The 17,647-nt window shown below is 38.3% G+C and carries 11 protein-coding genes and 1 pseudogene; all 12 read left to right on the top strand.

Going from position 1 to position 17,647, the window contains the following annotated elements; translation table 11 throughout:
* Positions 1 to 29: 29 nt before the first annotated feature.
* Positions 30 to 1,529, top strand: a complete 1,500-nt coding sequence (gene xylB / locus QUF86_RS28505) for a xylulokinase (protein WP_289336494.1) — start codon at positions 30 to 32, stop codon at positions 1,527 to 1,529.
* A 277-nt stretch (positions 1,530 to 1,806) separates the two neighbouring features.
* A complete protein-coding gene (locus QUF86_RS28510; RefSeq protein WP_289336495.1) occupies positions 1,807 to 2,856 on the top strand; it encodes an aldose epimerase family protein in 1,050 nt (349 codons plus the stop codon).
* A 446-nt stretch (positions 2,857 to 3,302) separates the two neighbouring features.
* Positions 3,303 to 4,624: pseudogene (locus tag QUF86_RS28515) on the top strand (IS3 family transposase).
* Between the two features lie 752 nt (positions 4,625 to 5,376).
* Complete coding sequence (locus QUF86_RS28520) at positions 5,377 to 6,348, top strand: autoinducer 2 ABC transporter substrate-binding protein (RefSeq protein WP_289336497.1); 972 nt, start codon at positions 5,377 to 5,379, stop codon at positions 6,346 to 6,348.
* Positions 6,349 to 6,367: 19 nt separating this feature from the next.
* A complete protein-coding gene (locus QUF86_RS28525) occupies positions 6,368 to 8,161 on the top strand; it encodes a cache domain-containing sensor histidine kinase (protein WP_289336498.1) in 1,794 nt (597 codons plus the stop codon).
* A complete protein-coding gene (locus QUF86_RS28530; protein ID WP_289336499.1) occupies positions 8,154 to 9,797 on the top strand; it encodes a response regulator transcription factor in 1,644 nt (547 codons plus the stop codon). The genes QUF86_RS28525 and QUF86_RS28530 overlap by 8 nt, the downstream gene beginning before the upstream one ends.
* A gap of 311 nt (positions 9,798 to 10,108) precedes the next feature.
* Positions 10,109 to 11,533 carry a sugar ABC transporter ATP-binding protein gene (locus QUF86_RS28535; protein ID WP_289336500.1) on the top strand — a complete coding sequence of 475 codons (1,425 nt, stop codon included), beginning with the start codon at positions 10,109 to 10,111 and terminating at the stop codon, positions 11,531 to 11,533.
* Positions 11,530 to 12,555: an ABC transporter permease gene (locus QUF86_RS28540; protein ID WP_289336501.1), complete on the top strand. Its 1,026-nt coding sequence runs from the start codon at positions 11,530 to 11,532 to the stop codon at positions 12,553 to 12,555. Before QUF86_RS28535 ends, QUF86_RS28540 begins: the two co-directional genes overlap by 4 nt.
* An 83-nt stretch (positions 12,556 to 12,638) precedes the next feature.
* Positions 12,639 to 13,700 carry a substrate-binding domain-containing protein gene (locus QUF86_RS28545; protein WP_289336502.1) on the top strand — a complete coding sequence of 354 codons (1,062 nt, stop codon included), beginning with the start codon at positions 12,639 to 12,641 and terminating at the stop codon, positions 13,698 to 13,700.
* Between the two features lie 44 nt (positions 13,701 to 13,744).
* Positions 13,745 to 14,983 carry a M24 family metallopeptidase gene (locus tag QUF86_RS28550; RefSeq protein WP_289336503.1) on the top strand — a complete coding sequence of 413 codons (1,239 nt, stop codon included), beginning with the start codon at positions 13,745 to 13,747 and terminating at the stop codon, positions 14,981 to 14,983.
* Positions 14,984 to 15,114: 131 nt separating this feature from the next.
* Positions 15,115 to 16,353 carry a M24 family metallopeptidase gene (locus QUF86_RS28555; RefSeq protein ID WP_289336504.1) on the top strand — a complete coding sequence of 413 codons (1,239 nt, stop codon included), beginning with the start codon at positions 15,115 to 15,117 and terminating at the stop codon, positions 16,351 to 16,353.
* A 125-nt stretch (positions 16,354 to 16,478) separates the two neighbouring features.
* Positions 16,479 to 17,647: M24 family metallopeptidase (locus tag QUF86_RS28560; protein WP_289336505.1), on the top strand; the 1,169-nt coding region annotated here is incomplete at its 3' end.

A 17,647-nucleotide genomic window follows, 5' to 3' on the forward strand; every position in this document is an offset into this window, starting at 1 on the left:
CTTATTCTTATTATGAGGAGGTTTTTGTCATGAAATATGTCTTCGGAATTGACTTGGGAACAAGTGCTGTAAAGGTTTTGTTAATGAATCAATATGGAGAAATAAGTATAGAAAAATCTAAGCCCTATCCATTAATACAAGAAAAATCAGGCTACAATGAACAAGATCCAGAACAATGGTTTTTAAAAACACAGGAAGCAATCACTGAAATTACTTCGGAATTTGAAGGGGATATTCAAGATATTGAAGGAATTAGTTTTTCAGGGCAAATGCATGGCCTTGTTTTATTAGACGAAAACCGACATGTTTTGCGCAATGCCATTCTTTGGAATGATACAAGAACAACAGAACAATGCAAGAGAATTTATGATGTTGTTGGTAATAAACGTTTATTAGATATCACGAAGAATCCAGCACTAGAAGGGTTTACACTTCCAAAACTTCTTTGGGTCCAGGAAAATGAACCGAGAATTTTTGGAAAAGCAGATCTATTCTTGCTGCCAAAGGATTATTTACGCTACCGTATGACAGGGCAAATTCATATGGACTATTCAGATGCCGCTGGAACACTCCTTTTGAATGTGGGTGAGAAGGAGTGGAGTAAGGAGATTTGTGAGCTATTCCAAATCAATCCTGATCTTTGTCCACCACTCGTTGAGTCACATGCTTGTGTTGGGACAATTACACCAGACTTCGCTGATAAGACTGGTCTATCCGAATCAACAAAGGTATTCGCAGGAGGCGCTGATAACGCAAGTGGTGCAATTGGATCTGGAATTCTTGCAGACGGAAGAACGTTATGTAGCATTGGAACTTCAGGCGTTATCTTGTCCTATGAGAAAAAAAGTGATCGTGACTTTAAAGGGAAAGTTCATTACTTTAATCATGGAGCAGAAAATGCTTTTTATACGATGGGTGTTACGCTTGCAGCAGGTTTTAGCTTAAGTTGGTTTAAAGATGTCTTTGCAGAACATGAAACATTTGAAGAGATGTTAGAAGGTATCGATGAAGTTCCTGTAGGTGCAAACGGCTTACTATTTACTCCGTATCTAGTGGGTGAACGAACACCTCATGCAGATGCGCAAATCAGAGCAAGTTTCATTGGCATGGACGCTGCCCATAATAAGAAAGATTTTGTTCGAGCTGTCGTCGAAGGAATTACCTTCTCGTTACATGAGTCCGTCGTAATTTTTCGAGAAAGCGGAAAATCAATCGATTCCATTATCTCCATTGGTGGAGGTGCAAAGAATGAAACCTGGCTACAGATTCAAGCCGATATCTTTAATGCGAATATAGTAAAACTATCAAGTGAACAAGGTCCCGGAATGGGGGCAGCTATGTTGGCCGCTTATGGATGCGGATGGTTTGAATCCTTAAAAGAATGTTCAGATCGCCTTATTCAACCTGCCAAAACATACAAACCTATTCAAGAAAATGTTGAAAAATATCAAAAACTTTTTGAACTTTATAAAAGGGTATATTCCCAAACGCAGGATCTAAATGAAAGGTTAAAAATGTTCCGTAAATAGTGAAAAAATTGACATGGCACTGATACAGTGTTGCATTTTGAATAGAGATAATTATTTGAAAACAATGCTTTAACTATATTAAGAGGCCGATATGGAAGGATTTGTAGGAGGTTAGAGGCGAAAGAAAGTGGTAGCTTTTATTTTTATATTTCTTTGAGCATGTAAAACCAATAGTGCCTTAGAATCAGAAAATCCTCCATGGTCAACTCATTTAATCATTTAAAAAAACCATTTTTTTTAAATGATTAAAGAAATTGTGAAAAGAGGTAGGACAAAAATGACAGTATGGCAAGGGGAGTTTGGGAAAATTAATGGTCGAGTTGTTGACATGTTTACAATGGAAAATATAAATGGTATGCAAATTAAGTGTATTAATTATGGATGTATTATAACTAAAATTTTAGTTCCAGACTCTAATGGGATGTTAGAGAATATTGTATTGGGATATACCAACCTGGAGGAATATATTAAGGATGCCTCTTATTTTGGGGCTGTGATAGGGAGAGTAGCTGGTAGAATCGCGGGTGCACAATTTGAGCTAGACGGTATCACTTATACTTTACCACAAAACGAAAATCAAAATCATCTTCATGGTGGCAGTAGTGGATTCCATAATGTGATATGGGATGCATCTGTTAGTGAAAATGATGGGGAGGCAACTATAGAGTTTACCTATAAGAGTCCGGATGGAGAAGAAGGATACCCCGGGAATGTAATTATGATAGTACGCTATACCTTAACAAATGATAACGAATTATTGATTTCATATTATGGAACTTCTGATAAGAAAACATTACTAAATGTGACCAATCATACTTATTTTAACTTGAGTGGGGACCTTAAGAACGATGTTTCAGAACACATCTTAACGATTAAAAGCGATAAATTTTTAGAGTTGAATAATGATCTTTTACCTACAGGGAAAATTTTAGATGTGAAAAATACTCCTTTTGATTTTCGAAAAGGTAGAAAAGTAGCCGATGGTTTACAATCATCGCATTCACAAAATGTATTAGCGGGATATGGATATGACCATCCGTTTGTATTAAGTACTAACTATCAACAAGAAGTTAGGTTGGTTGATCAGGAAAGTGGGCGCGTGATGGTAATCGAAACAGATGAACCCAGTGTTATTTTATACACAGGAAACCAACTAGAGGGTCATTATATAGTCCATGGTGTCCCTATCATAAAGCATTTAGGATTATGTTTAGAAACACAAGGGCTGCCTGATTCCATACATCATTCCCACTTCCCTTCCATTGTTTTAGAAGAGGGAGAAAAATTTAATTCAAAAACAAAATACTCCTTTTCCATAATGAACTAAGCCACTTCTAGGCTAATTAACCGAAAATGAACTGGCGAATAATTTAAAAAATTATATGAAATGAGAGATCTGTTTAACTGCGTGCCATATGTCAAGGGGACGCTGCATAAGAGAGATGATAAAAAGAAAAAAGTGATTTGTTGTTGTGGAAATTCCATTATCCTAAAGCCTTTATTGCAACATTCGGAATACTACAAAGTGATAGCAACAACCTGCTTCCTTTATAAAGGAAACTTTGTTTTATCTGTCTAACGGATTTTAGTGACTTGCATTATCATTGTTGGGAATGCCATAGAATTTAATTTTTCTTATTGCTCCCTTTCGGAAAGTACTGAACTATACCCCGAATAAAGGACACGGTAAAAAAGTCCCTTATTTCGGGTTTTTTTTATGTCTTCATACTAAAACCCCGTTTAATTTAAGATAGATGGGCGGAGGAAGTAACAATGAGTAAAATTATTTTTAATGAATCTCAAATGAAACGATTAGAGAACAATCCACATGTGAAACAAGTGTCCGAGCGTTCAATCGCTTATCATCCTGATTTCAAGGTAAAGGCTGTTAAAGAAAATCAAGCAGGAAAATCCACTACACAAATCTTTATCGAACATGGATTTGATTTAGAGATGATTGGATCGGATAAGCAAAAAGGCTGCTTAAAACGATGGAGAAAAATATTTGAACAATATGGGGGGGGTGGCTTCTATACGGAGCGTCGTGGGAAAGGCAGTGGAGGAAGACCAAAATCCAAGTCGGATACACAGGAGAATCCGTTAAAGAAAGCAGAGGCTCGTATTAAATATTTAGAGGCAGAACTTGAATTCCTAAAAAAGCTAGACGAACTAGAAAGGCAGGCATCGAAGAAGAAAAAATAACAAAGAGTGAAATATTCATGTTACAAATCATTCGTAGATATAGTCTTACGAATATGGTTTCATATTTTTGTGAAATGGCAGAAGTTAGCCGCAGTGGATATTATGCTTGGCTACAGGCTGAAAGCATTCGATTTACTCTCGAAGAGAAAGATTGGCAGGATTATGAACTCATTCATAAAGTATTTGAGGGAAAGAAGAAGGCTGGCGCCCTCAACATCAAAATGATTGTAGAGAACGACTTTTTTGTCACGATGAACCACAAAAAGATTCGGCGTCTTATGAATAAGTTCAACCTGAAGGCAAGAATTCGCCAAGCCAATCCCTATAAGAAAATGGCTAAAGCCACCCATGAGCATAAAGTCGTTCCAAACCTCTTAAACAGGAAATTTAACCAAGGAGAACCTAGGAAAACTTTTCTTACGGATATCACTTACGTCTATTGGGGTTCTGGACTGCCAGCTTATCTTTCTTGTGTCAAAGACGCTGTTACACGGGAAATCGTTGTCTATCACTTATCCAGAAGCCTCAAGATGGACATCGTCTATCGGACATTGGAAAAACTCGCCGATTCACTAGATGAACTGCTTCATCCTGAAGCGATGATTCATTCAGATCAAGGCGTTCATTATACACACCCTGAATTTCAACGGCGAGTAAAGAAACTAGGACTCATACAATCAATGTCCCGGAAGGGAAATTGTTGGGATAATGCCCCCATGGAATCATTCTTTGACCATTTTAAAGATGAAGTGGATTATTCAGTGTGTCAAACATTTGAGGAGTTACACCTCATCATTGAAGAATACATAGAGGAATACAATACAAATCGTTACCAATGGAGCTTTTAAATAGAATGACTCCCACAATACGGGAGCCATCGGTTAGCTGTATAATCTATAGGTCTTTTTTTAGACTGTCCATTTTATAGGGCATAGTTCACTTTTTTTTATTAGTTTAACTTATATATAATTTTCGAACGTTCAATTTGGAAATACTAGCTTATACTCAACAGACAATACCAATTTGGGCTTACTCTTTTCGGATGAGAACCACTGTAAAACAGGAGGCAATGATCCAGTAATTTTTCCGTGCAATCACCGGTAGGAACAGGACTCTACTATAAATTGTGTATCAATCTATTCATATACCCCCCTCGTTTAGTAGTTCTATTCCTTTGCATACTGTGGGGAAATGGCTTTTACTTCCGGATTAGTACTAAGGCAATCAAACTCTTAGTTTCAGAATTCCGAATGCTTTAGTTCTTTATAGATAAAGCAGCTCATTACGTGCAGATTAAAGTATTATTGTACAAAGTAAAAGCAAAAGAATAATAAGCATAAGCATAAGGATCAAACTACCATTAAAAAAGTTACCTGTTTTCTAGAGGGCCCCCCTCAGATGTAACGCACCCGTATATTTCTGTACTAACTTAAAGTATCTTAAAGATTCACATAATTTCCGAAAAATCGTTTGTAAGTTCTGAATAATGCGAATAATGTCGAAGGAAAAATGACAAGATGTGTCGATTTTTATAATATAATGTAAATGCATTCCGAATAGAGGTGGGTGGAGGATATCTATGAAGGTATTTATTTACATACTCATTTTATTAATGTCTGTAAGCGGTTGCTCTGAAGGTAATTCCTTGAATGAAATTGTTTATACAAATATAGAGAAAGATTATCGGATGAAACAGATCAGACATAATGTTCAAGAAGAAATTTATACTGTTGCACTTGTTCCAAGATTAACGGGTAATTCCTACTTTGATGCAGCTGAAGAGGGAGCCCAAGAAGCCGCTGAAAAATTAGGCGTTAACCTCATAATTACTGGTTCATCAGTTGCTGATTATAAGGAACAGCAAAAAGTGATCGAAAAATTAATTTTAAAAAAAGTAGACGCGATTGCCATTGCAGCAAACGACCCATTTAAGCTGTTGCCTATATTAAATAAAGCTCGTGATCAAGGCATTAAAGTCATTACATGGGATTCTGACACTGATCCAACAGGAAGGGATTTCTTTGTGAATGCGGTGGATCCAGAAACGTTAGGAAAACATTTAATGGATAATCTTGCCGCAAGTTTGAATGAAAAAGGAGAATATGCAATTCTTACAAATTATTTATCCACATCATCCTCAACAGAATGGATCAGATGGATAAAAATTCAACAAAAAAATTTTTATCCCGACATGAAATTGGTGAGGATTATGACGAGTTACGATAACTATGATCTTGGCTTTAAAAATGTTCAATATCTTCTGGAAAATTACCCTAACTTGTCTGGGGTTGTTGGAATCAGTCCAGGTACGTCTCCAGCTGCTGCACAAGCTATTATAGAAGCGAAAAGAAGAGATGTGAAAATAGTTGGTTTGTCACCTCCCAATTCGATGAAAGAGTATATTCATGGGGGGGTAGTAGAAAACATAACACTTTGGAGTCCCAAAAAGCTTGGCTATTTAACAGTTGCATTAGCGAAAAATATGCTAGATGGACAATTCCCCGTTCATCAACAGGAAATCCCTGATGTAGGGAGCATTAAGGTGAAGGATAATATTGTGATAATGGGGGAACCAATTATTTTTACAAAGGAAAATATCGATCAATATGATTTCTAAATATGGAGTAAATAAATGGGTGAGACCAACTGCTTATCAGCTGAGATCTAAGTTAATTATTACCTATATTTTATTAACAGTCATACCTTTATCGATCTTGGCTTACTTTTCTTATCACCAATATACAAAAATGATAGAGGAACAAGTAGGAGAGTATATTCCGAAGACTTTAGATCAGGCTAATCGAAATATTGATAAAGAAATTTCTGAATTAGAAAGTCTACCTGAGCTTTTATATAACTCCAATCAGGTGCTTTCCATATTGCGTAAAGAGTCTTATTCATATCAATCTCATTTAAACAATGATCGTTTTTTAGTGAACAACTACCTTTCCCAAACCTATTTCACTGGAAAAAGTCCACTGTTGGGCGTCTTTGTTTGGTCAAAAAATGGTCTTTTTTCAAGCACTAAATTTTCCTATTCTGGTTTACGTAAAGAACCGAATATCAACGGAAAAAAATCTATTATTTATCAGGGTCAAACAGGTCTTCGCTTTCAGGGTAAACCGCATTTTTTCTTAATCAATCAGCAGATAAAAGATCTTGATAATAGAAGGAATATCGGTATGATATCGATGGCTGTGCAATTATCCTTAATTGAAAATATACTGATGGAAATTAAAGATCAGCGCGAAGCAGAAATGTGGGTCATGGATCACCAAGGCAAGGTCGTCTACCATACCGACCATAAACTTATTGGGACAATTGAAGACATGGGTGAATATCCAATTTCGAACGGAAGTTTTAGTACAAATAAAAATGGTATTAGACAATTAGTGAGTGTAAGTGAATCAGAGAAAATGAATTGGATCATTGTTCATCGTATTACAGTTAATCAATTAACTGAAAAAGCGGAATTAATTAAAAGAGTCACGATTTTGACATTTGTGGTGATTGGTGCTGTAACAGTAATTATTTCGATGTTTATGGCCTGGGGTGTAAGTCGTCCTATTCGTAATCTAAGTATACTAATGAAAGATGTGGAGGAGGGGAATTTTGAGGTTGATCTAAAGGTTAAGTCAAATGACGAGATGGGCATATTGGCTCAAAGTTTTAATTCTATGGTTATAAAAATTAGAGAGCTCATTCAACAAAATAATCATATCGAAATTCGACAAAAACAAGCAGAATTATATGCATTGCAATCTCAAATTAACCCCCATTTTATGTACAATACGCTAGAAACGATTAGCGCCGCTGTTGAAGATGAAGAAGATGATATTGTTGTAGAAATGGTTGCATTATTGGGCAGTATGCTGCGGTTTTCACTAAGTAATAAAAATCGTATTGTTCAGTTCGACAAGGAAGTCGAGCATATTGAAAATTATTTAACTATTCAAACCTACCGTTTTGAAGAACGTTTAAATTTTAATATTAAATTGGATATCAATTTGAAGCAGCATTACTCACCTAAGTTCATTTTGCAGCCTATTATAGAGAATTGCATTAAACATGGTCTGGAGGCTCGAATAGGAGGACTTGCAATTGATATTCACATTACAACTGTTCCGGGAATCCTTCCTGAAACGGAAGATATTATGGTGAACATTCAAGATGATGGTGATGGGATCAATAGAGAAACGTTAGGAAAGATTCATAGATTATTAAAGTCCGATCCGATGGCGAAACGGGATTCAGGTTTTGGGTTAATTAATGTGCATGCCAGAATTGTCATGTTATTTGGCGAAGGATATGGATTAAACATCGAAAGCAAGAATAAAGAAGGCACGGTTATTAAGATCCGGCTCCCTATTATCGATAGACCTGAGCTTGTAAGTCAATATGACCGAAAAGAGGACGATTTCCATGAATAAAATAAAAACGATCATTGTAGATGACGAACCAAAAATACGGAGAAGAATTGAAAAAATAGTACAAAACAGTGGAGAAGATTGGGAAATCCTTGGGGCATTTGGGAATGGTATTGAAGTTATCGAGTTTTTGAAAGAAAATCAAATTTGGTTGGATTTATTGATTACCGATGTGAAAATGCCTGAAATGGATGGATTGTCGCTCATGAATGAAATCAAAAATCTAAATACCGGGAATGAATTTACTTCTATTATTATAAGCGGATATGATGATTTCCAGTTTTTACAGAAGGCGGTTCAGGAGGGTGCTTTTGATTACCTTTTAAAGCCCATTAATCGTACCCAATTTATTGAACTTTTGCAAAGATCGAAAGAAAGTATTGAAGAAAAAAGATATAAAAATTTAAAATGGAAAGATTTGGTTAAAAAAACAGATAAGCTTACGGTATCATTACAAACTCAGCTTTTAACCGAAGCGGTTTCGTCTGAACTAGAAGACATTGCGAAGATGTATTGGATAAAGGATTTCCCCGACGGTATGTATCAAATGTTGTATGTCAGCGTAGATGAATTTCCTGCTAAGACAAGGGACTACTCTGATAATGATTGGGGATTGATGACTTATGCGGTTGAAAATATTATTGATGAAGTAATAAAAAAATTTACACCTTCACTATCACAAAAATTGGGCTGGTGGTGGAGGGACAGTGGATTTCATTTTTGGGTAGTACTTTATGATCCAAATAAGGAAAATGGTGAGGAGTTTTTTAGAACAGGAGATAAATTTTCAAGAGAACTAAAATCATGCATACATAAATATACGTCTTTTAGCTTTTCTATTGCCCACAGTAATCCCTTTGAAGATTTATGTATACTGCCCGAATTGAACAAACAGCTTCATTCTCTTATTCGTATGAGAATGTTTAAGGGCGGGAATAACATTTTTTCACCGAATTTTACAAAAGAATTAGAAATCAATCATAAGCCATTGGTGTCCGCTGACATGAAAGCGTTTTCTAGTAAACTTAATGCTATGCTCGGACAATCGGAAACATTAGTAATCAAAAATGAAATGCAGAAGCTATTTAAGAAAATTACGAAGCTACGTTCTCCCGTTGAAGTTCAACATGCCATACAGTATTTAATTATTTATATGTATAAGGTTTGGATGGAGGATACGGAAATGTTCTTAAATGATTTGGAAAGTACTTTTCAAACGATAAAATCAGAGTCCAATCTGTATCGGCTGGAAAGTATAGTTACACAAATAGTGATTCAAGTTCATAACAAAAAACGCGCTTATCAAGAAGACCCCATTCACGCTCCGGTAATGAAAGTGAAAATGTGGATAAATGAAAATCTGGGACATAAAATTACAATCAAAGATTTAGCGGATCTAGTTTATATGAACCCAACTTATTTTTGTGAGTATTTTAAAAAAGAAACAGGAAAAACAATACTGGATTATATTACAGATGTACGATTAGAAAGGGCAAAATACCTTCTTCAAAATCCGGAATTAAAAATAATAGAGATATCACAGCTTTTAGGTTACCAAGACACAAAGTATTTCAGTAGATTATTTAAACGGAAATGGGGATGTCTTCCCTCTGAATTCAAAAAAAATAATAGTAAATAATGACGGGGTGTCTCATCTGAGACATTCTCTTTTTTTGCCAAGCAATCTATCAAAAGACATTTTGGTTGTTGATAACCGAAGATTGTCCCCCCTACCTGAGGAATGTGGCATTTAAAGAAAGATCATAATGGAATAAAATAAGTATAAGAAATAGGTCATAAAAACAAAAAGTTGAGAATTCAATTCAATATTGTAAGGGGTTTCAATCACTGATTATAAGGGAGTTGATTAGCATGAACGAGACCGCTGTAAACGTCTCACCGTTTTTGGAAATGAGAAATATCTCTAAAAGTTACTCTGGCGTTACAGTATTGAAAAATGTAAATTTGAAGATTTATCCCGGTGAAGTACTAACGCTGGTTGGAGAAAATGGGGCAGGGAAATCAACATTAATTAAAATACTCTCTGGAGTCATACAACCAAACGATGGAGAGATCTTTATCAATGGACAAAAAGTAGAATTTCATTCCCCTCTCGATGCTGAAAAAAGTGAAATTGTCACGGTATATCAAGAACTTAATTTATTTCCTGATCTTTCGGTTACCGAAAACCTTTTTTTTACAACTTTCCACAAAAAGAAAGGCCGTATTAACTGGGGAGAATTGCATAAAGAAGCCAAGCGGTTTTTAGATGAATTCGGCGTTAATTTACAGGTTGAAAGTCCGGTATCCCGCCTTAGCATAGCGGAAAAACAGATGCTAGAAATTGCGAAAGGTCTATATAGTAAAGCACGCCTCCTTATATTAGATGAACCAACTGCCGTTTTAGGAGGAGAAGATGTAGATCGGTTACTGAGTATCGTGAAGGAATTGCAAAAACGTGGCGTAGCCGTAATCTTTATCTCTCACCGATTAAATGAAATATTCGGATTAGCAAATAAATATGTGGTATTAAAAGACGGTGATCAGGTAGCTAACGGGAACATTGCTGACACAGATACGGATGATTTGGTCAGTAAAATGGTTGGACGTCATGTAAGCACGGCCCCTACAACCCAGGTTGATTATGGTCGAAATGAATTGACGTTGAAGGTGGAAGGTCTATCCAGAGTAGGAGCTCTGCATGATATTAATTTCTCTCTTCACAAGGGCGAAGTTCTAGGTTTTGCGGGTCTAAGGGGTGCTGGACGAACTGAGTTAGTCAGAGCTATTTTTGGAGCAGATCCAATTGACTCCGGGAAAGTAATGATAAACGGAAGTGAAGTCAAAATTAACTCTCCCAGAAAAGCAATTAACAATGGTATTGGACTAGTTCCAGAAGAGCGCGGAAAACAGGGCTTATTCAAGAATCTTTCGTGCAAACAAAATATGTTTATGGCTAACACCAAATTGAAAGTTATTAAACACAATAAAGAAGAAATTGTAGCAGAGGGTTATGTTGATTCTTTGAAGATCAAGTTGGCTCATTTAGGCATTCTTGTAGGAAGCTTATCGGGCGGGAATCAACAGAAAATCGTTCTTGCCAAATGGTTGGAGTCAGGTATCGGGATTCTTCTTCTTGATGAACCAACCAGGGGGGTTGATGTTGGTGCCAAAGCTCAAATTTATGAAGTGGTTAGAGATCTTTGCGAGCAGGGTATGAGTGTGATTTTAATTTCAAGTGAATTACCTGAAATTTTAGAAAACTGCCACCGTGTAATTGTTATGCAAAAAGGGGCGATTACAGGTGAGTTGACCCGAGAGGAAGCTACCGAGGAAGCCATTATGAAATATGCTGTAGGAGGGATAAAAAAATGAAAAAAGAAGCTAACATTAGTGGCAATCATACTGTACAAAATGTGAAGTTTAAAGAAGGGTTATTTTGGCAAAACATGAAACAATTCCAAGTTCCTATTTACCTATTTATCTTATTATTTATCATTACAGCCATTTTTGCACCACAATTTTATGATATGCAAAATATTATTAATGTCCTACGTCAAGCATCAATTGTCGGTATTGTGGCAGTAGGGATGACTTTCGTTATATTAACCGCAGGTATTGACCTTTCTGTAGGTGCCGTTCTTGCTTTTTCAGGCGTAATATTCGCATCAATGTTAAGTACGGGCTATCCAGTCTGGGGGGCAATTTTACTTACACTGATCATTGGATTGGTTGTTGGATTAGTTAATGGAATCGGTACTTCATTTTTGGGTGTACAGCCATTTGTTATGACGCTGGCAACGATGGCCATATTGAACGGGGCTGCCTTACTAATAACAGACGGTACTCCAATCGACTTCTTTGTAACTAGCTCTATAATGGAGTTATTTGGAAATGGTGCTATTTTAGGAATCCCTGGTCCAGTCGTTATCTTTTTTGTAGGGGCTGTAATTGCTGGATTAGTTTTGAAAAACTTACCTTTTGGTAGGTATGTTTACGGAATTGGGGGAAGTTTAGAGGCTGCCCGTTTATCTGGTGTAAGAACAACACGTGTTTTATTGACAGTTTATGCAATCAGTGGATTATGTGCGGCGATTGCAGGTGTCATGACAACATCAAGATTGTATGTCGGTCATCCGACTGCCGGCGGTTTTATTATGCTTGATAGTATTGCAGCAGTCGTAATCGGAGGAACGAGTTTGGCAGGAGGACGAGGACATGTCGCAGGTACTGTAGCCGGGGTTATTTTACTGGCGATGGTTTCAAACTTGCTGAACTTGCTTGGTGTTTCTCCTTACAACCAACAGGTGGCAAAAGGGGTCATTATCATCATTGCTGTCGTATTCACTGCTCATGGTTTAAAAGATCGAATCAAAGAGCATTGGACAGGACTATAATACATTCTTTCTGAGGAGGAGTGGAAGCGCTTTAAGTATAGAAATAATTCCATTAATTAACTAGTCGAGGAGGAGAGTGGGAAATGAAGTATTTAAAAATGAGTGGTGTGATGGGAATGTCTTTATTGCTGGCTTTTGCTGGTGCATGCAGTAACGGAAATGAGGGAGCCAAAGGAGGTAAAGCAGAAACTGTTACTGCGGTAGACAGTAGTGAAAAGATTGATTATGGATTATTTTGCAACGACGATTGTAAGGAAGCTTTGACACTTAAAGCATCCAGAGATTCAATAGAAGGAAAAGTGGGTGTAATTGTATCAGGAACTTTTCCATATGGTGCAGGTACAAAGAGAATGTCGGAAGAAGCAGTTCAAAAGTATTTTCCTAAACTGGACCTTATTGTCGGTAACGGTAACAGTGATCCCGCTACCCAAACGTCTGTAGTAGATGACTTTATTTCCAAGAACGTAGACATAATTGTCATTGACCTTGTTGAAAAAGATGCGGTAAATCCCGCTCTTGAGAGAGCAAAGAAAGCAGGAATTCCAGTCATTACGATTGATAGATGGACACCAGTAAAAGTAACGAGCCTAATTAAGGCAGAAGATGTTGCGGTAGGAAGAACAGCAGGTGAAAAAGTAGTAGAACTTCTGAATGGAAAAGGTAACGTTATCGAATTAAAAGGAACAGCTGCTTCTACCACTTCGATTGATAGAAATAAAGGAATTGAAGAAGCTTTCACAGGTCATTCAGATATTAAAATTGTCGAAAGCACAAATGGTGATTTCGATCAAGATAAATCTTTGAAAATTACGGAAGATCTTTTACAACGTTTCCCTAAAGGAGAAATTGATGCGATTGTTTCCCATGCTGACGTAATGACGATGGGTGCTATACAGGCAATTAGAGCTGCTGGTAGAGAAGATGAAATTGTTGTTGTTAGCGTAGATGCTCAACAAACAGCTTTGGAAGCGGTTAAAAGTGGGGCTATAGATGCTACTGTTGCTTATCCTATCGTTATGCCAATGGGTATTATCGCTGCTGCAAAAACATTAGCAGGTGAACCTATTCCTGAATCTATTAAGTTAGATTCTCCACTAATTACGAAAGAAAATGTTGATACGTATGATGGGAAAACAGGTTACTAATATTTCAATCTAAAAAACTTTCATATTGAAAAGGGGAATAAAACATGATTTCAGAAGCAGCGTTAAAGTGGCTACCAGGTAGATTTGAACAATTGGTTCGTTATGGTGAGTTTCAAGGGCCTGGTGAAACGATTACAAACGAAGAGTACAAAGCACGTGTGGAGATTGCGAAACAAAAAATCGTGGATGAGGGGTTGGATGCTTTAATCGTATTCGGTGATTGTTACCGGATGTCGAACATCCGCTGGCTCGTAAACTACCGTACGATTGACGGTGTGTATCCGCAACCGATGTTGATGTATTTGGTACCTGATCGAGATCCAGTTTTCTTCCTTCCAAGCAGTGAAATTCCATCAGCGCATGGCAGTTCAGCAATGAGTGTGCTGGGTGGCGATATTCGTGAAATTCGTTCTGATTGGGCTCCATTCTTAAAAGAGCGTGCAGTAACAGATAAACCGAAAAAAATAGGTGTTAGCGGTTACACGTACATGGATTTAGAATTCTGGTTCCCTATCAAGGAAGCGTTCAAAGATTCAGAAGTAAACCGTTCGATGATTATCGAACAGCTAAAATCCAAAAAGAATGAAGCGGAGATCGCTTCGATGAAGCGTGCAGCCCGGGTAAGTAATGCCGGCATCCAAATGTTGATGGATCTGTTACGAGACAGCGAAGGAATCACAGAGCTTGAAGCGACGTCTTTAGTATATGCAGCTATGTTTGCGAATGGCGGCCACTCAATCGCCTACGACATTATGATTCAAGCGGGTGAGAATACGGATGTCCTGTTTAAACGTCCAACTACACGTCCAATCCGTCGTGGAGAACTTGTTATGATGGACTACGGTATCCGTGTAAATGACTACTCATCTGACAATGCGCGTACGATTTGTTATGGAAATGTAAACGATGAAGCGAAACGTCTCATGGAAGCCTGCTCGCTTGGCTATGAAGATTGTCTACAAAAAATTTACGCGGGCATGACTGGAATCGAGGCAGACCGAGTCATTCGTGAAGCATTCAAAAAGTATGATGTAGACCAGTATTTAGTTGAAGTAAGTGAAGGCCGTACGGGTGCCCATGCTACAGGCATGGATCCAGAAGAGGACATTCCAGAAATCGGGCCAGCTTGTGACAATGTGCTGGAAGAAGGTCAAACATTTGCCTATGAACTGTCTCTTATTGTTCCAGGAATCGGTGGCGTTCGTACAGAAGACCAAGTGGTCGTTCGTAAGAATGGATTGGAACCGCTTCATACATTCAACCGTTTCTTGTATGTCGATTAATGTTTAAATGCCCTACAGGCCGCTTCACTTGATTAAAACATTAAAGGAGTAGCATGTAGAGTTCTAAATAAAAAACTTTAAACCGTTAGTTAAGTCAAATTAAAAAATATACATTGAAAAGGGGAAAAAACATGATTTCAGAAAAAGCGTTAAAATGGCTGCCGGGTAGATTTGAGGAATTAATTCGTTATGGTGAGTTTCAAGGACCTGGTGAAACAATTAAGAACGAAGAATACAAAGAGCGCGTTGAAATCGCAAAACAAAAAATCGTGGATGAGGGTCTGGACGCTCTAATCGTATTCGGTGATTGTTACCGGATGTCGAACATCCGCTGGCTCGTAAACTACCGTACGATTGACGGTGTATATCCGCAGCCGATGTTGATGTACTTGGTACCGGATCGCGATCCAGTTTTCTTCCTTCCAAGCAGTGAAATTCCATCAGCGCATGGCAGTTCGGCGATGAGTGTGCTCGGTGGCGATATTCGTGAAATTCGTTCCGATTGGGCACCGTTTTTACAAGAGCGTGCAGCTGAGGATAAACCCGAAAAAATTGGTGTTTGTGGTTACACGTATATGGATTTAGAATTCTGGTTCCCAATTGAGGAAGCATTCAAACATTCAGAAGTAAGTCGTTCCATGATTATTGAACAGTTAAAATCCATAAAGAATGAGGCGGAGATCGCTTCGATGAAGCGTGCAGCCCGGGTAAGTAATGCTGGCATCCAAATGTTGATGGACCTGTTACGAGACAGTGAAGGAATTACAGAACTTGAAGCGACTTCTTTAGTATATGCAGCTATGTTTGCGAATGGCGGCCACTCGATCGCCTACGACATCATGATTCAGGCGGGGGAGCATACGGACGTCCTGTTTAAACGTCCAACTACACGTCCAATCCACCGTGGAGACCTTGTAATGATGGACTATGGTATCCGTGTAAATGACTACTCATCTGATAATGCGCGTACGATTTGTTATGGAAATGTGAATGAGGACGCAAAACGACTCATGGAAGCCTGCTCGCTTGGCTATGAAGATTGTTTACAAAAGATCTCTGCTGGGATGACAGGAATCGAGGCGGACCAAGTTATTCGCGAAGCGTTCAGAAAATACGAGGTAGATGAGTATTTGGTCGAAGTAAGTGAAGGCCGTACGGGTGCCCATGCTACAGGTATGGACCCCGAAGAGGACATCCCAGAAATTGGTCCAGCTTGCGCCAATGTGCTGGAAGAAGGTCAAACATTTGCCTATGAACTGTCTCTTATTGTTCCAGGAATCGGTGGCGTTCGTACAGAAGACCAAGTGGTCGTTCGCGAGAACGGATTAGATCCACTTCATACATTCAACCGCTTCCTGTATGTTGAATAATTTTTAATATCCTATGCAGACTGCCTCGTTCTTTACGATCTAGTCTGCATAGCTTCTAAATAATTAGATAGTTAAGGTGTGTAATTTAGAACAAATCAAATAAACAATGAAAAGGGGAATAAAACATGATTTCAGAAGCAGCGTTAAAGTGGCTACCAGGTAGATTTGAACAATTGGTTCGTTATGGTGAGTTTCAAGGGCCTGGTGAAACGATTACAAACGAAGAGTACAAAGCACGTGTGGAGATTGCGAAACAAAAAATCGTGGATGAGGGGTTGGATGCTTTAATCGTATTCGGTGATTGTTACCGGATGTCGAACATCCGCTGGCTCGTAAACTACCGTACGATTGACGGTGTGTATCCGCAACCGATGTTGATGTATTTGGTACCTGATCGAGATCCAGTTTTCTTCCTTCCAAGCAGTGAAATTCCATCAGCGCATGGCAGTTCAGCAATGAGTGTGCTGGGTGGCGATATTCGTGAAATTCGTTCTGATTGGGCTCCATTCTTAAAAGAGCGTGCAGTAACAGATAAACCGAAAAAAATAGGTGTTAGCGGTTACACGTACATGGATTTAGAATTCTGGTTCCCTATCAAGGAAGCGTTCAAAGATTCAGAAGTAAACCGTTCGATGATTATCGAACAGCTAAAATCCAAAAAGAATGAAGCGGAGATCGCTTCGATGAAGCGTGCAGCCCGGGTAAGTAATGCCGGCATCCAAATGTTGATGGATCTGTTACGAGACAGCGAAGGAATCACAGAGCTTGAAGCGACGTCTTTAGTATATGCAGCTATGTTTGCGAATGGCGGCCACTCAATCGCCTACGACATTATGATTCAAGCGGGTGAGAATACGGATGTCCTGTTTAAACGTCCAACTACACGTCCAATCCGTCGTGGAGAACTTGTTATGATGGACTACGGTATCCGTGTAAATGACTACTCATCTGACAATGCGCGTACGATTTGTTATGGAAATGTAAACGATGAAGCGAAACGTCTCATGGAAGCCTGCTCGCTTGGCTATGAAGATTGTCTACAAAAAATTTACGCGGGCATGACTGGAATCGAGGCAGACCGAGTCATTCGTGAAGCATTCAAAAAGTATGATGTAGACCAGTATTTAGTTGAAGTAAGTGAAGGCCGTACGGGTGCCCATGCTACAGGCATGGATCCAGAAGAGGACATTCCAGAAATCGGGCCAGCTTGTGACAATGTGCTGGAAGAAGGTCAAACATTTGCCTATGAACTGTCTCTTATTGTTCCAGGAATCGGTGGCGTTCGTACAGAAGA

Origin of the sequence: Peribacillus sp. NJ11 (genome assembly GCF_030348405.1) — a bacterium.
Taxonomy (GTDB): Bacteria; Bacillota; Bacilli; order Bacillales; family DSM-1321; genus Peribacillus.